We start from the raw sequence: 22,456 nt of genomic DNA, 5'->3' as shown, positions 1-22,456 counted from the left end.
ATGGAGTCTTACGGCTGGTAGTCTAACCCTCAAGTTGACGATCAAATCGTCTTAAAAGAATAGAACTTGTCACTACTGAAACCGAGGAAAAGGCCATTGCCAGTCCAGCCCATTCAGGTGGCAGAAGCTCACCGGTAATCGGATAAAGGACACCTGCGGCAATGGGAATCCCGATGACATTGTAGATTAAAGCCCAGAAAAGGTTTTGCTTTATCTTGCCCAGAGTTTTTCGCCCTAAACGAATTGCTCTCTCCACATCCAGCAGGTCATTGCGGACTAAGACTACATCCCCAGTTTCCTTGGCAACATCAGTTCCAGAGCCAATGGCAATTCCGATATCGGCTTGAGCAAGGGCTGGAGCGTCATTAATCCCATCCCCCACCATGGCCACTTTATAACCCTGATCCTGATATTTCTTAATAATACTAATCTTATCTTGGGGCAAAATTTCAGCAATAACTTCATCGATCCCCACCTGTTCACCAACCACGTTAGCCACTTTTTTATTGTCACCGGTAATCATAAAGGTCTTTAAACCTAAGTTGTGCAAACGCTTAATAGCTTCAATAGTGCTTTCTTTAATGACATCGGCCAAAGCTATAAGACCTATAACTTTACCATCAAGGGCAATAAAGCTTGTGGTTCGGCCGGATTCCGCCAGACGCCTAAAGTCTTGCTCCGATTCGCCAATATCCACACCTTGTAAATCCATCAATTTAATATTCCCAATCAATAAGGTTTTCCCTTGGTATGAACAAGTTACTCCATAGCCTGCCTCTTCCCGATAGTTCTCGACATTTTCAATTTTCAGTTCCTCAAGCTTACTCTTGGCCACAACCGCCTGAGCCAAGGGATGAATGGAAGGATTTTCACCGGCAGCTGCAATCCTAAGAATATCTTTCTCTGTAAAATCCCCATAGGCCACAATATCCGTTACTTCCGGAGTACCCTTAGTTAAGGTTCCCGTTTTATCAAAACCAATAGCCTGCAGCTTGGCGATTCCTTCGAGAACTGCCGCTGTTTTGAACAAGATACCTCGATTTAATCCTACTCCGCTTCCAACCATAATAGCTGTAGGAGTTGCCAGACCTAAAGCGCAGGGGCAAGCAATAACTAAGACAGCTATGGCAGCGGTAAAGGCAAAGACAAAGGTACTCTGGAAAATCACATACCAAATAACAAAGGTAAGGAGTGATAAGCCAACCACAGTCGGGACAAAGTAGTTTGAAATAACATCCGCCAGCCTCTGAATCGGTGGCTTAACCCCTTGGGCATCTTCTACCATTCTAATAATTCCGGAAAGAACCGTGTCTTTACCTGTTTTAGTGGTTCTAACTTTAATACTTCCCGAACGATTAATTGTTGCCCCAATCACTTGGTCTCCAACACTTTTGTCAATGGGAATAGATTCCCCGGTCAGCATTGACTCATCAATACTTGCTTGGCCCTCAATTATTTCACCATCAAGGGGTATTCTTTCTCCGGATTTCACTAATGTGATATCCCCGATTTTTAAATCCGAAGCCGACACTTCTTTAACCACGCCATCCACCCATAAATGGGCTTTATCTGCCTGGAGCTCCAGAAGTTTCTTCAGAGCCTGCCCTGCCCTGCCCTTAGCTTTCGCTTCAAGATACTTTCCAAAGCGAACAAAAGTAATTAACAAAGCCGAAGTATCAAAAAAGTTGGGGCCTTCGAAAAAAACAGCCGGGATAAACATATGAATGGTGGTCATCAAACTATATCCGTAGGCAGCAGTAATCCCAAGCGCCACCAAGACATCCATATTAGCTGAGCGATTCTTTAAGGCATGGTATGCTCCCCGATAAAATGTCCAACCGGCAGTAAACTGAACTATTGTCGCCAAGATGAGCATGGTATACATGATTGGTCTGGACATTGGCAAAAACATGAGGGGCATAATGGGCAGGGAAAGGATTGCACTGAAAAAGAGCCAATTACGCTGCCTGAGGGCAGTGCGATCATCTTGATTCTCATCCGGATTCTCAATAGGCGTATATCCAGCATCTCTTACCTGGGCAAAAATTTCTTGCAAAGTTACTGCACTGGAATCGAACTCTACCGTCACTGTTTCACTTGCCAAGTTGACAGCCACACTGTAAACACCACTGGTACCCTTGAGTTTTTTTTCGATTGCCAAGGCGCAGTTGGCACAGGTCATACCACTTACTTTAAATTGTTGTTTCCCTTCATCTGCACTTTGAGCACTATACCCCAGATCTTTGATCTTGGCCAAAAGATCCTCGTCTTTAAACACCTTAGGATCCGCTTCTACAGTGAGCTTTTCCGAGGCAAAATTGACAGCTGCTGATTTTACCCCTGGTAAATTCCGCAGACCCTTTTCAATAGTTAAAGCACAATTCGCACAAGTCATGCCCGTTATTCTAAACTGCAGCTTTGGATCTATAATCGAAGACTCACCCTTAGTCTCCACAGACTCCTTGTGTTCATCATCCCTCGCAGAGTTGCCTGGCTTTATCTGCTCTAAATCGTCTGGGTCTTCCGGTTCAAGTTCAACTGCAAGGGGTTCTAAGGAATAACCGCCTTCCTCAATCTCCTTTTGAACATCCTCTAGGTTGACCTGACTGGGTTCCCAGGTAAAAGTGGCCTTGGAATCAGCTAAAGATACCTGAACCTGTTCCACACTTGGGAATTTCTCCAGAATCTTGGTGACATGGTTGACACAATGCTGACAGCTCATGCCATATATCTTAATCTCTTTACCTTCGCGGTTTGCTTGTTCCATCATTTATATCCCCCAAACATAGTCACTACTAACGCATCATGCGAAAGATGGTCTTTAGGACTTCATCAACAACTTGATCATCATTCCCTTGCAGTCTTTCTTTGACACATGATTTCATATGCTTTTCCAGAAGCAATCGAGAGGCTCCATCAAGAGCAGATTGAGCTGAGGAAATTTGATTTAAGATATCATCACAATAAACGTGACGCTCTATCATCCCTTTAATGCCGCGAATTTGCCCTTCGATGCGGTTCATTCGCGTTACAAGTTCTTTAATTGTCTTATCATCATGATGACTCCTCCGCTCTCCTTGTCCTTGTGAATCACCACCGCAAACTGAACAGGTCTGGGTCTGCTTGTCATCAAAATCCATGTAAATCACCTCTAATCAATATAGTATACCCCCCTACCCCTTATGTCAAGTCTTACTGTTTAACAATTATCCCTTAGTATTCCTAAATAGTCCTCTGCTATCCTGAGCCATCATTTGAACTGACTGGGTTCAGTTCAAATGATAGCTCACCGTTAACAAATAATCAGACACCCACTTCAGCAATTGAAGCAGGTGCCTGATATTTTCTCAGAAGCTATTTTAAGCTAGTGGAATTCCCTTACGATCCAATTCAAATTTGACAGCATTAGCAAGTTTACCGGATATCACCAGTTCTTTGGCCTGATTAATATCCATATACATAACCCGATCTTCTTTGAGGGTAGCTACCTTGGAACGCACCAGCCGATAAGCACTCTCACTTCCCTTGCCAAGAGTTAGGTTTTCTTTGCCGGATCTCAGATCCAAGCCTTGACAGGCTGCTAATAGCTCCATTCCCAGAACATGGCCTGTGTTTTCAATGATACTTCGGGCCTTGCGGGCGGCAATTGTCCCCATACTCACATGGTCTTCTTGATTAGCTGAGGAAGGGATGGAGTCTACACTTGCCGGATGAGCTAAGACCTTATTCTCCGACACCAAAGACGCGGCAGAATACTGCACAATCATAAAGCCTGAATTCAACCCACCGTTAGGGGTCAGAAATGCCGGCAGCCCGCTTAGGTTTGGATTAACTAAGCGCTCTAAACGCCGTTCAGAAATATTAGCCAGCTCTGCCATGGCAATTCCCAGAAAATCCATAGCTAAGGCTATGGGCTGACCATGGAAATTCCCCCCGGACAGTACTGAATCTTGATCAGGGAAAATTAAAGGGTTATCCGTCGCGGAGTTAATTTCTGTTTCTACAACCTTTTTGACGTAGGCAACCGCATCCCCCGAGGGACCATGGACTTGGGAAATGCAGCGCAGAGCATAGGCATCTTGCACTCGGGGATGATGTTCATCAGCAAGGAAAGTACTACCTTCTGTAAGCTGGCGGATTTTTTTCGCTGTCTCAATTTGCCCAGTATGAGGACGGACGGCATGGATTTTGGGATCAAAGGCTGCCAAAATCCCTTCTAAGGCTTCCAGCGTCAAAGCTGAGGTAATATTTGCTGATTCACATAAGATCTCAGCATCCCAGACCGATAAAGCCGCTATGGCTGTCATTACCTGAGTGCCGTTAATCAGAGCTAAACCTTCTTTGCCTTCCAAAACCACAGGTTCTATACCCGCTTGAGCCAAGGCATCCCGCCCACTCATCCGACGATCTTTATAAAAGGCTTCTCCCTCACCGAGTAAAACTAAAACCATATGGGACAACGGTGCCAAATCCCCACTTGCCCCAAGGGATCCTTTCTCAGGGACGACAGGAACGATTCCTGCATTTAAGACATTAATTAAGGTCTGAAGAGTGGAGAGACGAATCCCGGAAAATCCTTTGGCTAAAGCATTGGCCCGCAGCAGTAAAATTCCTCTTACTACTTCCGAGGCTAGAGGTTCTCCAACACCTGTTGCATGACTCATAATAAGGTTACGTTGCAATGTCTTGGCATCCTCTTTGGAAATAAAAACATCACTAAACTTGCCGAAACCGGTAGTAATGCCATAGACGGTTTTATTACCTGCAATTAATTGATCCACGTATTCTCTGGATTTTACGACTTTTTCCTTAGCTAAGGGGTGTAATTCTACTTTAGCACCAAAGCGTGCCACGGCAACCACTTGCTCTAAGGTCAGGTTTTCTCCATCCAAAGTAACTTTAGACTTTTCTGCTAATACTACGCTCATGTTTTTGTCCTCCTTTTAGAGTAAAGAAAACTTGGCTGGCGCTCGCAGACACTGTCTTCGCACGAGTTAACGATCTTGCAGCCGCAGGCGCGGCGGCAGCCTTAGTTGCCCTTATGCATAGATAGTATAATAACAAAGTTTTATACTTTCTGGATTGTACAAAAAAGAGGATTAAGCCATAGACTTTCGTCTATAGCTTAGCCCTCTAACATCTAATAACTCTGAGCATACCCTATTTTATTGCAACTTTCGAAAATACATGCACTTTATTAATTCAAATCTTTAGAGATGGTTAATTCCTAAACCACAAACCTCATGTTCATGTCCTTTAATCGGGGCACCTATCATTCCATACATGCTGACAGCAATCCAAAGATCATCTGAATCTTCCAGAGTTCGCGGCCCTTTGACCACTGCAAAGCGAAGTCCCACTGTGCGCAAAATATTCCCCAGTTGAAGCGGCCCTCGACCCAAACCCTGCAAGGCATCAAGAATGGCGTGATAAAGAGCATGCTGGGAACGATAACTCTCATCCGTGAGTCCCGCCCGTTTGGCGGCCGTTTCCACTGCAGCAATAATTTTTTGGACATCCATGGAACCGACCTTACCCGTAACAACCTCAAAGCCCTTTAATCGAGCCTGAGAAACGTAGTCGTCAGTCTCAGATCCTTCGGCCATTGCAATCAGTAAGGCCGTTTTTCCTAATGATGAAAAATGTAACATGATAGCCCCCTGATTCAACCTAAGCATTCTATTATCTATGTCAGCTGGTGTACTCATTATTAATAGCTGACCCTACTCTTATCATAGACGAGAAACAACTATCCTTCAAGAGAAACTTCTTAAATAGTAATCAAATCCGATCGATCACCGGCGTTAAAGGATGAAATAGCGACCAGTAGTTCTGTAATACTTTAAATAGTCCTCCTGAAAAGTTGCTTTGAGATGGACTTCTTCCTGGAGGATTAATAAATGGATGGCCAAGCTATTGGTGAGGGCTAGTGCTAAGGTTAGAAGACTAGGGTAAGTAAGGAAAAGACCCATAAACATTAAGTCAAAGCCAACAAAGGCAGGATTTCTGGAAAATTGATAGATCCCGTCAGTTACCAGGGAGGTTTTGACACTTTTATCAATACCTACCCGCCAGGAGGTTTTCATGGTAATCATCGCTACAAGAAATATTCCTAACCCTACTGTATTGATAAGAAGGCCTAAACCGCTGAGATAACTATTACTAACGAAAGGAACACTCCACTGGGAAATTAGAGGTTCGAATAAGGAAAGCATCAACCAAACAACACCCCAAAGAAATGTCGTGAATTTAACAAATGCTTCTACCACTCTTATGGGCGAATCCTTCCTGCCTTTACTGAGGACATTGGCGTCAATTCTATACCTTTTTTTTAGAAGTAATAGTTTGGACAAATATGAAAACAGAAACACCAAAAATAAGAAAAATGAAAGACTATTTTTCAGATTAAACATAGACGTATCCCCTATAACAAAGTAATCCTTGGGCACCATTAAAAAGAGCTTGTATTATCCGTTGATCAACAAAGACCAGGTTGAGTGGTTTAGGGATGATTTAGCTCTCTAAACTTGTGTGCCTATTAACTCGAGTCGCATTTAAAACTGCTAAAAGGGCAACACCTACATCAGCGAATACTGCTTCCCACATTGTGGCAATGCCAATTGCCCCCAAGAAGACAAAGCCTAGTTTTATTCCTAAGGCAAAGAAGATATTCTGCCAGATGATTTTCTTAGTAAAAAATGCGATTTCAATAGCCGTTAAAAGTTTAGCCGGCTGATCTTCCATTAGCACTACATCAGCGGCTTCAATAGCTGCATCTGATCCTAATCCCCCCATAGCTATCCCTACATCCGCTCGCATCAGGACGGGAGCATCATTAATCCCATCCCCAACAAAGACAACTTTCCCTTGGCTATCCCCATTCATCAGTTTTTCTACCCAAGCAACCTTATCCTGAGGCAATAAATCAGCATGGAATTCCCCTACTCCTAAGTCTTGGGCCACACTTTCGGCTACGGTTTGATGATCTCCCGTCAACATCACTGTTTTAACGCCAGAGTTTTCTAAAGCTCTTATGGTCTCTTTAGCGCCGAACTTGAGGCGATCTGAAATCAAAATCTGCCCCGCATATTTTCCCGAAATTGCTACATATACTAAAGTTCCCTTAATACCATGTTCCTCGTCAGGAATAAGAATTCCTGAATCTTTTAAGAGTACGGCCTTGCCAACCAGAACATCGTACCCTTTAATTCTAGCTCTAATCCCCTTCCCGCTGACTTCTTCATAGTCCTCAATGTCACCCTGGTCAATGGCGGATCCGTAACTCTCACGAATCGACTTAGCTATCGGGTGACTGGAATGAGCTTCCGCGGCGGCTGTTATCTCCATAAGGAATTCCGCTTCAAAACCCTTTGCCGGGTTTATTTTTACTACATCAAATACCCCTTGAGTTAAGGTTCCGGTTTTATCAAAAACAACGGTCTTAACTTTAGTCAGGGCTTCAAGATAGTTGGCCCCTTTGACCAGAATTCCCTGCCGAGAAGCTCCGCCAATTCCGCCAAAATACCCCAAGGGAACTGAAATCACTAAGGCGCAGGGGCAGGAAATTACTAGGATTGTCAGGGCACGATAAACCCATTCACTGAAGGTTCCCATTCCGATAAGCGGTGGAATTATCGCGATTCCTAAGGCGATGAACACTACCGCCGGAGTATAATAGCGCGAAAAAGTAGTGATAAACTTTTCTGTGGGTGCTTTGCGCGAGCTGGCATTTTCCACCAGATCGAGAATTTTTTGAATTGAAGACTCTGCAAAAGGCCGAGTAACCCGAACGGTGAGCACACCGCTGGAATTGACCATCCCTGCCAAAATGGTATCCCCTTTTTCCATATTTCTCGGGACTGATTCTCCAGTCAAGGCAGAAGTATCTACAAATGAAGAACCGTTTACCACTTCTCCATCTAGGGGAACTTTTTCACCCGGACGTACTAAGATTAATTGCCCTACTTGGACATCTTCCGGGGCAACTTTCTGGACATCTAATTGATGAACCAAGTTTGCATAGTCCGGCCTAATATCCATTAAAGCTTGAATAGAGCGTCGTGAACGATTAACCGCTAAGTCCTGGATATATTCGCCGACTGTATAAAATAGCATTACCCCAACTGCTTCAGGAAGTTGCTTGATGGCTATAGCTCCAATGGTACCTAAGGCCATTAGAAAGTTCTCGTCAAACAAGGCCCCTTTAGTTATATTTCTCAGGGCAGTATAAAGCACCTCATAACCAACGAGAAAATAAGCGGTTAAAAATACCGTGTATTCCAGAGCCAAGGGCAAATTAATATTCAGCACAGGCAATATTAGGCCTATTGCAAGCAACATCCCTGCCCCCAACATTCTTATTTTCTTCCATTTTACATCTGAGGAATTCTCTTCTTGTTCAAGGCTCTTACTTGATTGATTGATTGGTCTTAAGATTACCCCTGGCTCAATCCGATCAATGATACGTTGAGCTACTTCTAAAGCAGCAGGAGGCAAATAAACAGTTTGGGTTGCAAAGTTAAGGCTGGTTTCTCCAATCGTTACCTCTGAACTGAATGCTTTTTCTATTTTCAGGGCACAGTTGGCACAACTCAGTCCTTCTAAACGGTATTTAAGCTTCTCTTGGCTTTGTATATCTATACTCATCTTTTTTCCTCCAACCTACTATCAATAATAATCCAATGCTGTCTAGGTCCGAGGCACCTAGTCAAATTATCACTCAGAGATGCTTATTATCTTCTCTATCTATGCCCTTCGGAAATATGCTCAAGACCCTCACGATAAAGTCCCATTACATGGTCATCATCTAAGGAGTAATATACCATCTTTCCCTCTCTGCGATATTTCACCAGATGATTGCTGCGAAGTACACGTAATTGATGTGAAGTAGCTGATTGACTTAACTCTAATAGCTCAGCTAAATCGCACACACAGAATTCATTTTTGGCTAAGACATCCATAATTCTCACTCGAGTAGGATCTCCAAGGGTTTTAAATAACTCAGCCAATTGATGGATCTGTCCGGCAGGTATGAGAGTTTGGCGAGCTGATTCAATCAAATCAGTGTGAATACATAAAGTATCACATACAAGGCTATCCGTGGGCTGGGTTATCGATTCTGGATTTTTATTATGTTCATTTATATCGGGAGTCATAGCAGGAACCTCCTTACATATGTTTATATGTTCATATGTAATTATAACAGAAATCGATTATTTATCAATACTTTCTAAAGACCTTCATAGGGTTAAAACAACAAAATAAAATACCGTATCCCGGCAATCCAAAATACAGTTTATTAGCTAAAATTAATTTTGGGTATGGTCTTTTTTCACTTCAAAACAAAATTGAAACACCGACCTTTAAAGTCGGTATTCCAATTATTTAAGAAGCTATGCTTTATTCATTATAGTAAATAGTAAATAAAACTATTGAACCTGATACATACCTTTGCTTTGCATGTATTGGAATATTCCTTCGCCATGTTCCTGTTCTTCCTTTTGAATATGGTTCAGGACTTGTCGGACATTAGTATCTCTAAATTCGAAAATTGCAGTATTATAGGCACCTGATACATACTTTTCCGTCATCAGCATATCTTTACAAAGTTTTGCATCTTCTTGATTGTAATTTCCTTGCATTTGACCTTGGCTGCCACCAGAGGCTTGTTGTTGCTGAGCCTGTTGCCCTTGCTTCTGTTGCCCTCCCATAGCAGGTATCTGCCCAGCTAGCATCTGATTAATAGAATTCAGGTGTTCTTGTTCCTGAGCTGAGTATGAAGTAAATAACTGCTTTAACTCAGCGTCTTGTGCTTGATTAGCATATTTTGCATATTTGTCGACGCAGCTTTCCTCGTGTTCTTTTTGATCCATTAACAGAGATTTCTCTTTTTGTGAAAATTGAATTGTCATATAAAGCACCTCCTTATTATGCTTTATATTGTTGTCGATAACTTTGATTCTATGCATGGATCGAGCTTTTTCTTAATAATCGGGTTTTCTTTACTAATACCTTCGATTTGATTATTCTTGTATTCGGTTAAACCCTAAATTTCTCAACGGCACTTTGCAGCTGATTAGCATTTTGCGCTAGAGATTGGGCAGTTGTGGCAACAATATGCATAGATGCTGAAACTTCCTTTGTTGAAGCCTCAATAGTTTCGGCTTTTTTGACCGACTCTTCAGAGACTTCCTTGACTCTATCAACATAGCGATTCATTTCTTCCATACTGCCCAGCATTTCTTCGCTGGAAGCAGCAATATCCGAAATATTGCCAGAAACATCTTTAGTCGCCTCGGCAATCACCCCTAACGCCTCCTGAGCCTCGCGTATTGATATTACACTATCTTTTACTTGCGAATCTGTGAGCATCATCCCCTTAACTGCCTGGCCGATACTTTTTTGAATTAGGGTTGTGATCTCTGTTACATCCCGCGTTGATGAGGCTACATCCTCGGCAAGTTTGTGGATTTCATCAGCTACCACAGCAAAGCCCTTGCCATGTTCGCCAGCCCGGGCAGCCTCAATAGCGGCATTAAGTGCTAAGAGATTAGTTTGACGGGCTACTTGCGCAATGGTTTCAGTGATCAAACCGATGCGATTTGATTGTTCGGCCAGCTCTTCAATGATCAGTACAGATTTGTTGACTGTTTGGTTGGTTTCAGCCATTGTCGTTACTATCTGGGAAAGCTTTACTAAGCCCTCTTCTGAATGCTGCTCAGATTTTACCGCTTCAAAAGCAACGGATGTAGCCTTTTCTGCAATCATTTGAGCGGCTTTTTCAAGTTCGATAACCATAACTTTCATCTGGTTTTGAGTTTGGGCTTGTTCTCGAGCCTCGCTGGCCATGTGGGTTGTATAATCGGCAACATCACTGTTGGTAGCTGTTACTTCCTCTGAACTGGCTGATAACTCCTCTGACGAAACAACCCAAGCTTTAGCCATCTCACGGATTTCATGAATCATGGCTCCAAAGTTAAGCATCATGTGGTTAAAAGCCTTTCCCAACTCAGCCACTTCACTCTTTGGGGAGAAACTAATTCTTTGGGTTAAGTCCCCCTGGGCTACCTGAATGATTTTTTCCTGCATAACATAAATAGGCTTCAGAAATTGAACATAGTTTTTCAATGAGGCAAATATCCCAATTACTATACCGGATACTAAAAAACACGAAAACAGTATGATTGAATTTGCGCGATTAAGATTCATAAGATAAGTAATTATAAGACCCATAACAGATACCATAGGAACCACTGTAACTAAAGTTTGACTTATATACTTCACCAAACTAATTGTCTGTTTGCGTTCAATCGTCTCACTAACGGCTTCCATACCAGAATACCTCCTTAGGTATAGACTCTATTCGCTGACAATTCATAACATATCAATTATGAATATTTTGTATATTCATTCAATCTTAACTCCTCTTTGTCTATGGGACGGATAAGAACTTCTACATTTTTGTCTTGTCGCCCGCTACATTAGCCCACCTTTTTCTTAAGTTGCTCCCAACCATAGACATAATGCAATTGTATGAAAAGTAAACCAGGATGTATTGCTTCACCACCCAGACTTGAAGCACTTGCATATACAGACTCAGCTGGGCTATGTCTAAGCATTTGCTTATTCAATTTGCCTCTAATTTCTTGACAACGTGCTTTCAAGTTATTGCTGGGTATACCATGTCCCGGCAAATATACCCTACTTGGTAAATTTTCTATCCTATTAAGGCTTTCCAGATAACTAGGCATCCCGCTTACTACAATCCCTTCTTGTTCCCATATTCCTGGGTAGGGAATCTCATCGGGTAGAAGCATATCCCCAGAAAATAAAACAGAGTCCTTAGCTGCGTAGAATGAAAGATGTCCTGCTGTATGACCTGGTGTAGGTATCACCTGCAAGAGACTATCTCCAGCCTGAATTGTTTGATAGGGTTCGAGCAAATTTACCTGATCGGGCAAGGCTGTAAAGGTTTGTAATCTTTTAGATATCTTAAGCATTCCTGGAATCACGTTTTCCGGCACTCCCCACTCTCGAGTTGCCCATTGATTAAGTCGGGTAAAGGCCTCCCCCTGAACAAAACTAGTCCACTCTTGGTAATCTCGTGCACCGGCAAATACGCTTGCTCCTTCCTGGGCCAAGGAGTTTGCTGCTCCGGCATGATCAACATGCCAATGGGAAATCAGGACTTGTTCTAGCTTCTTTATCCCAACCTTCTTCATTCCTGCATGAACCGCTTCAAGAACCTCGGGAGTATTAGTTCCGGCATCCAATAATGTAGGAATTTCTCCGGCAAATAAATACAAGTTAACTGCATCCACATTGATCGGAACGGGAATTTTCAACATAAACACATTATCAGCTACTTCTTTAATATTGATCATAACAAAAAACCTCCGGAAATGAATGAACATTCATTGTTATTGATTTAATAATGGAGTACAATTGAATAAGTAAGCAGTAAAGGATTCATAATCTAAGTGTATTCAGGCGCTATCCAAGTTTTAAAAAAAACGAAGAACTATTAGGAGGATTTTAATCAATGAATACAACTCTAACTTCCCTACAAGAAAGTCCTATTCAGTATCGGGTAGTCTGCGAGCGGTGTCACAAAACCTTATTTTATCAGGGTGAGGAAAAGGGCGAGACAATCTCCGTCCTTTGTGATAAATGTACTGAGGAAACTATTGAGCCCTATACCAACTGAACAAATCAAAAACAAAATATTTACATTAAAAGGCCATGTCCTACAGACTATGGCCTTTTGTGTTGGAACAACACCCGAGAGTACTCCCACTTCTTTCTTAAAAGTGTGAGTACTCTTTAAAGTTTAACTACATTTTGAAAATTAGTAGTTAACAGGGTAGCCCTCTTTTTCAATAATATATTTAGCAATCTCCTGGCGCATGCCAATCATATCAACGTTCGGCCGTTTAACAAGCTTACGCATTCCGGCCAAGACTGTGCTCAGAGAATCTCCCTTCTCCACGGCACACAGAACTTCTTTCGCTTGAATCTCAAGAATATTAAAGGCAGCATAGGCTCCTAAAGTAGCGGCCTTCTCGACAAATACTTTGTGCTCAGCGGAAACATCAAGAGTTTGGACTTTCTGAGCACGCAGAACGGCACTTTCCATAGCGTAGACTTGGTTGACCATCTCTGCCATTCCCGTTAAGACAAACTGATTGTCTTTTAAAGCCATACCTAAGTTTTGTGCTGCTAATCCTGCAGCCATTAAGCAAAGTTTCTTTGCTTTCTGAGTCATTTGGTTGAGTGCTTCTAAGCCTTCTGCATTTCCGCCCATTCCGACAGAAACCAAATCTCTGCTAACAGCTTGAGCTGCTTGGAGCAAAGGTAGTTCACCGGTCATAGCCCTTTTCAAAAGTGTGCCCGGGACAAGCAGGCGGTTGATTTCATTAGTTCCTTCAAATAGGCGATTAATACGAGAATCACGATACATACGTTCAATGGGATATTCCTTAATAAAACCGTATCCACCATGAATCTGAACCCCTTCGTCTACTGCAAAATCCAGCACTTCAGAGGCATAGACCTTGTTCAAAGAGCACTCGATAGCGTACTCTTCTAAGGCCTTACCGGCTTCCTTGCGGCAGTCACCTGTCAGATCAAGATCATGGAATCCGCTCTCCATCAAACCGGCTGTTCTGTAAACAACACTTTCTGCCATATATGCCCGAGTAGCAATTTCAGCAATCTTGTTCTGAATTGCTCCAAAAGTATTAAGTGCTACGCCAAATTGTTTACGCTCAGAAGCATATTTTAAAGCAGTCTCTAAAACGACTTGGACACTTCCGATGGCACCGGCAGCCAGCTTAAAGCGGCCAACATTCAAGATATTGAAAGCTACGACGTGACCACGTCCGAGTTCACCAACGACATTTTCCACAGGAACCATGACATCTTCTAAGATGACTTGACGGGTTGAAGATCCTTTAATACCCATTTTTTGCTCTTCAGGTCCCAGAGAAAAACCAGGATAGTCACGTTCTACAATGAAGTTTGTCATTTTTCCATCTACTTTAGCGTAGACCAAGAATACATCTGCAAACCCGGCATTAGTAATAAATTGTTTGGTACCGTTAAGTATATAGTGGGTTCCCTCTGGATTAAGAACAGCTGTAGCTTTGGCACCCAGGGCATCCGATCCTGAACCAGGTTCAGTCAAACAATAGGCAGCAACCTTTGAACCATTAGCAAGCCCGGGAAGATATTTTGCCTTTTGCTCAGGTGTACCAAAATAAACGATTGGTAAAGTTCCGATTCCCGTGTGAGCGGCATAAGCAACGGCAAAGGACCCTCCACGAGGAACCTCTTCGCCAACTACTACCGTCGCATATTTATCCATGGATAATCCTTCAAATTCCTCCGGAATTTCTAACCCCAGTAATCCCAATTCCCCTGCTTGACGCATAAACTCTCGAACAACACCATCTTTTTGCTCCTCCATCTCCTCAATCTTAGGAGCAACTTCTTTGGTCATAAAATTATGGGCCATTCTCTTCAGCTGCTTATGGTCTTCGTTGATCTCCTCACGTACAAATATTTGATCAGGAGCGACTTCAGTCAGTAAAAATCCGCCTCCGCGCAATGCTAATTCCATATAACATCCTCCTCTTAATCGAGGTACGAAGTTCGAGTCTCGAGGTTCGAATAGAGACGTTTAGTTTAAACGTCAAAACATTTAACCTGAATTTCCCGCCTTCGCACCACGTATCTTATCTTCAAACTTTAATAAAAATAGACTTCACTTTACCTGCTCCCAACTCCCGGAAGTAGCCAGACCGTCCTTCCCAGGTTCCCAGCCCACTCGCCCGTGAACAGGGCAATTTGCCCCATACTTTCACACTCCCCCGTTCCCAGCCCCGTCGCCAGAAACTAAGGGGCCAATTGCACAGTGAACACTTTAGTGAAGTTCACGCTAAAGCGAGTGCCGATGCTGAAGGCCCAATTGCGCCCAGGTTCACTCCCTTGAGCGACCCAGAGGTTGGCGCAATTCCTTCAGCATCCAACGAGCCAGTGAACGTAACGTGTGTAAACAGGGCAATTTGACCCTTACTTTCACAAGACCCCAATTTGCCCCTTACTTTCACAGACCCTATAGCAGCTCGAAAATCCCAGCTGCCCCCATACCGCCGCCGATACACATTGTCACCATGCCATACTTCAACTTCCGCTTAGTCATTTCACTTAAGAGTGTTGCTGTAAGCTTAGCACCGGTACAACCCAGTGGGTGTCCGAAAGCAATAGCTCCACCATTAACATTCACTTTTGCTGGATCTATCTCCAGAGTTTTTAGGATCGCCAGGGATTGAGAAGCAAAAGCCTCATTAAGCTCAAATAAATCGATTTGATCCAGGGTTAATCCCACTTGCTTTAAAACTTTAGGAATTGCCTTGATTGGACCGATACCCATCAATTCCGGTTCGACGCCGGCAACTGCATAGCCTCGCCAAACAGCAACAGGTTTTAGATCAAGGGCCTTAACTTTTTGTTCTGACATAAGCAGAGTCATTGCAGCACCATCACTGGTCTGAGACGAGTTCCCAGCCGTAACCGTACCTCCTGCTTTAAAGGCTGTTCTTAATTTAGCAAGGGACTCCGGAGTGGTCTCCGGACGAATTCCTTCATCTTTTGCGAACCACTTTTCACCGGGTTTTCCATACATGGGAAGCGGAATGGGTACTATCTCATCCTCAAAACGCCCGCTGCTTTGTGCTGCCCAAGCTTTTTGATGACTTGAAGCAGCAAAGGTATCTTGTTGCTCACGAGTTATCTCATATTTCATAGCCACATTCTCAGCGGTGATGCCCATTGAAACATAGGCCTGCGGAGCATGCTGAACCAAGTAGGGGTTCGGTGCCGGTTTAGCCCCACCCATTGGAACCATCGACATGCTTTCCGCTCCTCCGGCGATCATCGCATCTGCCTCGCCTAAGCGAATCCGATCGGCGGCCATGGAAATTGCCTGCAATCCGGAAGAGCAAAAACGATTGATAGTTACTCCAGCCACGTCAATCGGGAGGCCGGCGCGCAGTGTCATGATTCGGGCCATATTCATTCCCTGCTCTGCCTCAGGAAATGAGCAGCCTATAACGCAATCATCAATTTCTGCAGGATTAAATGATGGAACTCTTTTAAGAATATCCTGTATAACATAAGCACCTAAGTCATCCGGACGTACCTGAGCCAAGCCACCTTTGCCTGATTTGCCGATAGCCGTCCGCTTAGACTGGATAATAAAGGCTTCTTGCATGCTTTTCCCCCCCTAATTCCGTAACGGCTTGCCTTTGGCGAGCATATGGCGGATACGATCCTGGGTTTTCGGTTCGCCTACTAAACTCATAAAGGCTTCACGTTCAATATCTAAGAGATATTGCTCATCTACGAGCATTCCCGCCGGACGGTCTCCGCCGGTTATAGCATAAGCTACTTTCTTACCAATGTGCTGATCATATTCCGAGATATAATTTCCCTCACGCATTCCATACAAAGCCAATTCTAAAGTTGCTCGAACTCCGGGCCCACCAACTTTATATTTCTTGGGCAAATTAGGTCTGAAGCTGCGGGCTAAGTCAATGACTCTGGCCTTGGCATCCAAGATGACATGGTCAGGATTCATGCTGTAACGATCATCCGCCCGTAAGAAACCAAGCTGACGAGCCTTTTCTGCACTGTTAGAAACCTGAGCCATAGCCACTATTTCAAATCGTTTGGCAAAGAAATAATCCGGGGCTACCTGGATTCCTGGAAGAATACCTTCCATAGCTCGTATAGCCATTTCCTTAGTTCCGCCGCCGCCAGGGATTAAGCCAACCCCAACTTCAACTAAGCCCATGTAAGTTTCAGATGAAGCTTGAATAGCATGAGAATGCAGGCAAACTTCACATCCTCCGCCCAGGGTCATGCCAAAGGGAGCTGCTACGACAGGTTTTTTAGCATATTTCAAAGCCATGGTGCCGTTCTGGAATTGACGAACCATGTAATCGAGATCATCCCAGTTCTCTTCTTCTGCCTCCAGCAGAATCTGCATCAGGTTAGCACCTACGCAGAAATTCTTGCCTTGATTCCCGATAACCATGCCCAAATAGTTTTTATCGACTTCTTCTAATGACTTATGAATCATGGTCAAAATATCCGCACCTATGGAATTGCTGGGAGAGTGGAATTCTAAGCAAACTACCCCATCTCCCAAGTCAATCAGGCTTGCTCCGGCATTGCCTAAGATTTTCTTGCCATCTTTATGTGCTTGCTTCAGAGAAATCGCATAAGGACTTGAGGCTTTTTTGTGATACTCTCCAGCTTGGAAATAGGAGACTTCTCCGGATTCACTCTTTTGATAGAAACGTTCATTCCCTTTTGCCAGCAACTCTTCTACCAGAGGCGGCAAGGTTCCACCTTCGGCAATTACGCGATCAGCAATTGTTTTGACTCCCAAGGCATCCCAGATTTCAAAAGGACCCATTTGCCAATTAAAGCCCCAGCGCATGCCTTCGTCGATTCCGGAAATATTATCCGCAATGTCATTGGAGATGGTTGCTGCGTAAAGCAGAACCGGCTTTAAGACATTCCAAGCGAACTCTGCTCCTGCATCTTTGCCATTCACTAAGGTACGAATCTTTTCCGTTAAACCACCTGCAGCTTTGGCTTTTTCTAAAGAAGCAAATTTAACACTTTTCTTGGGAACATAGGTCATGGTATGGGGATCAAGGACTTCAACCACTTTACCTTGAGGTCCTTTAGACTTTTTGTAAAATCCTTGTTTAGTTTTATCTCCAAGCCAACCATTGGCCAGCATTGTTTGCATAAATTCCGGTAAGGTGAAATTATCTTTTTCGGCTGGCACCCCAACTGCTACGGTGTTAGCAGTATGGATAAAAGTATCTAAGCCGACGAGGTCAACTGTTCTAAAAGAAGCACTCTTTGGACGTCCCATTACAGGGCCAGTGAGAGCATCAACTTCATCCACGGATAAGCCGGACCGCAGCATTTCCTGAAGCGTAACAGCGAGACCAAAAACACCAATACGATTGGCAATAAAATTCGGAGTATCTTTTGCTACGACAACTCCCTTGCCTAGAACCCTTTCTCCGAACTCGGAAATAAAGGTCATTATTTCCGGATCTGTATTAGGTCCGGGAATGATTTCTAAGAGTTTCATATAACGGGGTGGGTTAAAGAAATGGGTGCCTAAGAAATAGCGAGTAAAGCTTTCGGGCAAATCACTCACCATAGCTTGTAACGAAATTCCCGAAGTATTTGAACTTACGATTGTTCCCGGGCGTACAATAGCAGCAATTTTCTTGAATAAATCCACCTTAATATCTAAACGTTCAACGACAACCTCGATCACCCAATCTACTTCGCTCAAGAGACCTAAATCGTCACTTAGGTTACCAACTTCAATGCGTTCTGCAAATTCTGGGACTAATAGTGGAGCGGGATTCATTTTTAATAACTTTGTCTTATTACCTTCTGCGATACTATTTCGTACCTTGGGATCCTCCAATGTCAATCCGGCTGCTTCTTCTTTAGCCGATAGTTTGGAAGGAACAATATCCAACAACAGGCTCGGGATTCCGGCATTGGCCAAGTGCGCTGCGATGGTGCTTCCCATCACCCCTGATCCTATTACCGCTACTTTATGAATCTGCATTTCCATCCTCCTCTCGTTTCGGTTCAACAGCACTTCTTTCTATTTGGTCTCACTTTTTCTTACCTGAAGTGCACCCTCAAATAAAGCTAGCATTGGCTCTATACCACTGGTTAAAGTCCGTGGACTTCGAGCCATAACCCAATCGGTTGTGGCCTCATCTAAGGATCCGAAGATCATTTGACGAGCTACGCGTGTATCGATTTTAGGAACCTCTCCACTCTGTATCCCTTGCTGGATCACCCCCTCAATAAGGTTGAAATAATCTGATACAGTACTATTAATGGGTAGCCGCACCCGCGGATCGGATTGCCTAAGCTCAAGTTGGGTCACGATTGCAACTGATCTGTTCTGCTCCATATAAGTAAAATGGGTTTTAACAATTGTCCTTAAGCGCGCTTCCGTCGTCTTACACTGGGAGAGTTCCCGGCTTACACCGGCAATGAAATCCCCCATGCGTTCCTGAAAAACTCGAATCAGAACATCTTCTTTACTTTTGAAGTATAAGTAGATCGTACCATCGGCGACTCCTGCTAAGCGGGCTATCTTGTTTACCTGACAATGGTGAAAGCCGGATTCTGCAAAAGCTTCAATGGCAGCATCGAGAATCCTTTGAAACTTACCCTCGCGCTGCGCGTCCATAGGACCTGCACCTCACCTCTTACTATTTGTAATGGAAATGAATGAATCACCATTCAGTGAGACTATCATATCATAGCCTCCTAAAAAAATAAATAGATTTTTCAGAACCTTGTACAAATTTTTTTCAAATCAGATCTTGTAGCTGCTATAAAAAAGGGATTCTGAACCAGATATAAAAACCAGTGCCATTTTAATCAATTAAAGTTATCACAGTAGTGCGTTACATAGTTAGGCACTCGCAAAATACTCATTCCAAAGATTTCAGATTACATATACTTTTCCGTAAGCCTAGAATAAAAGCACTGGAAATTGTATCCGCAGGGATGCAACAACCAATGCTTTTGTCAAATCTCTTCCTTATCAGAAGTGTATATGAAATATAGTGACTTTTAACGCCCAGGAACTACAACCTGAAAATCAGCTAATACTATTCATCTACTTTGCCCCTGGTGACAGCTTCGTTGAACCTAGGCCTAGTCTGCTACTCATTCTACTGGATTAGTCGAGCTACGACCTAAATAATTTGTTTGAATCTATAGATGAATTTATTATTTTCTACTTTTTCTTATAAAAAAGGAAATAAAAGAGATAGTTGCGCCGATAGCGATAGAAATGTTAAACCAAAAAGTCTGGGAATAACCTTTAGATCGTAATAAATTATAAGCTAATACTGAAAAGATAATTATTAAAAAACCCAGCCACTCAAAGATTTTGGTTCTTATCATATTGATATCCCTCCCATAACAACAAATAGGATGCATGATTAAATCTTCAAAATCAAGTTTGCGTTATGTTTCTATTATCTTATTTTTCGGTTCATGTTCCAATAATATCAGTTTATGATTCAATTAGTTAAGTGTTTTTGCCTATCTCAATAAATATTTAAGAAGAAGCGTCCAATTATGGTCGCTCCTTCTCTATTTTGTAATTTTTAATAATTGTAATCAGTATAATAGATGCGGTCTTCTACACCTCTGAAATTGGAGTAATTTGGGTCTGCGTAATAGTATGTTTCATCCATCCAATGGTTTAAATCATATTGATCCTGGTATTGGCGAACTATATACCATACATTTGGCGCATTTATTGAAATCAAATAAGACGCAATACTGGTAATTACTCCTGTTACTGGGCCTCCATAAATGCTTGCAAGTATACCTGCAACTAAAGATAACTTAGCAGTATCTATCGCATAGCTACTACGATACATATTAACTTGTTCCCACCATGCCGCAGCAAGTGAAGATGCATCTTCAACTTTTATATCATCCTTAATAGTACTTTTAATAGGTTTTAAATATTTAACCTCTTTTGTTTCTTGGTCGGTTATTTTGATTGTTCCATTTACAGATTCTATTTTTTGTTTACCTTCATCATTAGTAGAGAAGTATACGTATTTACCATTTTCTAAAATTGATTCAACATATTCTACTTCACCAGTTTCTAAGTTAGTGAATTTTATTTTTTGGTGTTCTTTGGTGTCATCAATAGTTTCCATTTCAAACCCATTTTTTTTCGTAATTTTTGATTCTGAGGCAAAAACACTTGTAGTAAATGACAGCATAAGAACAAGTGTTAAAACAACTGAGATTAGCTTTTTCATAATAATAAACCTCCCCTAAAATTTTTGAACAGAGAGCTTTTAAACATTGCTATTTTATTGATCCTCCTTTCAATAAATTTGTCCCCATTCACTATATAGAGATCTAGAACAGGGTAAAAGGTTACACCATATTTCATTTTTTTTGTTCAGGCAGGTTTTTGTAACGAGGCCTCGAATTATCTGTATAAGAAGGTGAGTAAAATAATGGAGTTATATCAGGAAAAAATGGATATGTTTGAAATTCTAGTTAAGCAAAATTATGAAAAAGTATACAAAACTATATACTTCTATACCAAAGATAAATATGTATCAGAAGATGCGGTTCAGCAGGCGTTTGCAATAGCCTATAGTAAACTAAATCAACTAAATTCTAAGGATAAATTTGCATCATGGGTTACTTCAATTGCCCTGAATGAGGCAAAACATATTTTAAAGAATAAAAATAATAAAAAGATCACATCAATAACAGATTTTCATATAGAACCTCTTTTATATAGTGAAGAAGACGATATTATTCTTAAAGAAGATGTAAATAATACTTTAACTAAATTAAAGCATCATGATAATCAATTCTTAGTCCTAAAGTACTATGCTGACTTAACCTTGCAGCAAATATCCGACTTATTAGGCATTAACCTATCGAATACCAAAGTAAGATTACATAGGGCAAAGGATGCATTTAGAAAACTAATAAATCAAGAAATTAATCAAAATCAGGAGGTGGATCTTCAATGGCCTTATCAGAAAAAGAACTTGAGCGAATAATTAAAAGTCATTTATCAAAAGAGTTAGATGCCGCTATTGAAGTTCCAAATATAGATGATCAGTGGCAGAAGATAAAGCAGCAGATATTAGAAACAGAAAGTATCCCAACAACAGCAAAACCTTTCTCAAATCGAAAAAGAATTGTTGTTGCGGCAACAATCCTCATTTCAATCGGTTCAATCAACTTCCTATACCCACATAATGCAAATGCTTTAGGTGGGAAGATAGGTGAGTTTTTTGCCTATATCGTTGGAAAAACAACGCAAAATCAAACTGAAACTTACAAACAGGTAAACGATCCAGATATGCCAAAGATAAAGAATCTAGGTTCTAATATAGAAAAAGAAGTTACTCTAGATCAAGCTCAGGCTGAGGTTCCATTTAAGTTAGCTATTCCTAGCTATCTCCCCACTGAAACTAATGTTGGACGAGTTACACTTACATCGCTAGGTGCAGACGTTTATGAGATTTCTATTGAATATAATTTTAGTGATAAAGTAATTGTTTTAAGACAACAAAATAGTGCTAATGGAACTTCACGTGGATCTTTATATGATACGGACGATACGGTTACAAAAGATTTAATAGTTAATGGTAGCCCGGCTATGTTATTTGCAAGTAAGAACGGACTCAATACATTGAATTGGCAAATACGAGGTCTTTTGCTACAAATTACAGGAGAAATAGCAGAAGAAGAAATAATAAAAATCGGAAATTCTATCAAATAGAAATACCACGGTTTATTCAACCGTGGTTTGAGGTAGGGAGATTGCTTT

General features: G+C 42.1%; 18 protein-coding genes. 3 read left to right on the top strand and 15 right to left on the bottom strand.

Annotated elements, in window-relative coordinates; genetic code table 11:
- Positions 1-22: 22 nt before the first annotated feature.
- From DESMER_RS07375 to DESMER_RS07330, 10 genes are all read right to left on the bottom strand, one after another.
- Positions 23-2,770, bottom strand: a complete 2,748-nt coding sequence (locus DESMER_RS07375) for a heavy metal translocating P-type ATPase (RefSeq protein ID WP_014902441.1) — start codon at positions 2,768-2,770, stop codon at positions 23-25.
- A gap of 25 nt (positions 2,771-2,795) precedes the next feature.
- Entirely contained in the window at positions 2,796-3,140 is a 345-nt protein-coding gene (locus DESMER_RS07370; RefSeq protein WP_014902440.1) for a metal-sensitive transcriptional regulator, read from the bottom strand.
- 219 nt (positions 3,141-3,359) lie between these two features.
- Positions 3,360-4,928 (bottom strand): histidine ammonia-lyase, encoded by a 1,569-nt coding sequence (hutH, locus tag DESMER_RS07365; RefSeq protein WP_014902439.1) that lies wholly within the window; start codon positions 4,926-4,928, stop codon positions 3,360-3,362.
- Between the two features lie 282 nt (positions 4,929-5,210).
- Positions 5,211-5,651, bottom strand: coding sequence for a histidine utilization transcription antiterminator HutP (gene hutP, locus DESMER_RS07360; RefSeq protein WP_014902438.1), 441 nt, complete (start codon positions 5,649-5,651; stop codon positions 5,211-5,213).
- 153 nt (positions 5,652-5,804) lie between these two features.
- Positions 5,805-6,413 carry a methyltransferase family protein gene (locus DESMER_RS07355; protein WP_014902437.1) on the bottom strand — a complete coding sequence of 203 codons (609 nt, stop codon included), beginning with the start codon at positions 6,411-6,413 and terminating at the stop codon, positions 5,805-5,807.
- Between the two features lie 100 nt (positions 6,414-6,513).
- The gene (locus tag DESMER_RS07350) at positions 6,514-8,646 is read right to left on the bottom strand and encodes a heavy metal translocating P-type ATPase (protein WP_014902436.1); all 2,133 of its coding nucleotides are present in this window, start codon (positions 8,644-8,646) and stop codon (positions 6,514-6,516) included.
- A gap of 95 nt (positions 8,647-8,741) precedes the next feature.
- Positions 8,742-9,155: an ArsR/SmtB family transcription factor gene (locus tag DESMER_RS07345; RefSeq protein ID WP_014902435.1), complete on the bottom strand. Its 414-nt coding sequence runs from the start codon at positions 9,153-9,155 to the stop codon at positions 8,742-8,744.
- Positions 9,156-9,428: 273 nt separating this feature from the next.
- Positions 9,429-9,911 (bottom strand): spore coat protein, encoded by a 483-nt coding sequence (locus tag DESMER_RS07340; RefSeq protein WP_014902434.1) that lies wholly within the window; start codon positions 9,909-9,911, stop codon positions 9,429-9,431.
- A gap of 127 nt (positions 9,912-10,038) precedes the next feature.
- Complete coding sequence (locus DESMER_RS07335) at positions 10,039-11,331, bottom strand: methyl-accepting chemotaxis protein (protein WP_014902433.1); 1,293 nt, start codon at positions 11,329-11,331, stop codon at positions 10,039-10,041.
- A 149-nt stretch (positions 11,332-11,480) separates the two neighbouring features.
- The gene (locus DESMER_RS07330; RefSeq protein WP_014902432.1) at positions 11,481-12,383 is read right to left on the bottom strand and encodes an MBL fold metallo-hydrolase; all 903 of its coding nucleotides are present in this window, start codon (positions 12,381-12,383) and stop codon (positions 11,481-11,483) included.
- A 158-nt stretch (positions 12,384-12,541) separates the two neighbouring features.
- On the opposite strand from DESMER_RS07330, the gene DESMER_RS23930 reads away from it, so the two are divergent.
- On the top strand, positions 12,542-12,706 hold the full coding sequence (locus tag DESMER_RS23930; protein ID WP_014902431.1) for a hypothetical protein: 165 nt from the start codon (positions 12,542-12,544) through the stop codon (positions 12,704-12,706).
- Positions 12,707-12,847: 141 nt separating this feature from the next.
- Here the strand turns inward: DESMER_RS23930 and DESMER_RS07325 are convergent, their stop codons facing one another.
- From DESMER_RS07325 to DESMER_RS07305, 5 genes are all read right to left on the bottom strand, one after another.
- Positions 12,848-14,620, bottom strand: a complete 1,773-nt coding sequence (locus DESMER_RS07325; protein ID WP_014902430.1) for an acyl-CoA dehydrogenase family protein — start codon at positions 14,618-14,620, stop codon at positions 12,848-12,850.
- Positions 14,621-15,115: 495 nt separating this feature from the next.
- On the bottom strand, positions 15,116-16,273 hold the full coding sequence (locus tag DESMER_RS07320) for a thiolase family protein (RefSeq protein WP_014902429.1): 1,158 nt from the start codon (positions 16,271-16,273) through the stop codon (positions 15,116-15,118).
- 12 nt (positions 16,274-16,285) lie between these two features.
- Positions 16,286-18,673 carry a 3-hydroxyacyl-CoA dehydrogenase/enoyl-CoA hydratase family protein gene (locus tag DESMER_RS07315; RefSeq protein ID WP_014902428.1) on the bottom strand — a complete coding sequence of 796 codons (2,388 nt, stop codon included), beginning with the start codon at positions 18,671-18,673 and terminating at the stop codon, positions 16,286-16,288.
- Between the two features lie 39 nt (positions 18,674-18,712).
- Positions 18,713-19,312, bottom strand: coding sequence for a fatty acid metabolism transcriptional regulator FadR (gene fadR / locus DESMER_RS07310; protein WP_014902427.1), 600 nt, complete (start codon positions 19,310-19,312; stop codon positions 18,713-18,715).
- 931 nt (positions 19,313-20,243) lie between these two features.
- Entirely contained in the window at positions 20,244-20,915 is a 672-nt protein-coding gene (locus DESMER_RS07305) for a hypothetical protein (protein WP_014902425.1), read from the bottom strand.
- Positions 20,916-21,119: 204 nt separating this feature from the next.
- Between DESMER_RS07305 and DESMER_RS07300 the strand changes: the two genes are divergently transcribed.
- Positions 21,120-21,680: an RNA polymerase sigma factor gene (locus DESMER_RS07300; RefSeq protein ID WP_014902424.1), complete on the top strand. Its 561-nt coding sequence runs from the start codon at positions 21,120-21,122 to the stop codon at positions 21,678-21,680.
- The gene (locus DESMER_RS07295; RefSeq protein WP_014902423.1) at positions 21,647-22,408 is read left to right on the top strand and encodes a DUF4367 domain-containing protein; all 762 of its coding nucleotides are present in this window, start codon (positions 21,647-21,649) and stop codon (positions 22,406-22,408) included. The genes DESMER_RS07300 and DESMER_RS07295 overlap by 34 nt, the downstream gene beginning before the upstream one ends.
- Positions 22,409-22,456 lie beyond the last annotated feature (48 nt).

The organism is Desulfosporosinus meridiei DSM 13257 (assembly GCF_000231385.2).
In the GTDB taxonomy this organism is placed as follows: domain Bacteria; phylum Bacillota; class Desulfitobacteriia; order Desulfitobacteriales; family Desulfitobacteriaceae; genus Desulfosporosinus; species Desulfosporosinus meridiei.
Note: the sequence above shows the minus strand (reverse complement) of the source record. Positions and strands in the feature narration are given on the sequence as shown.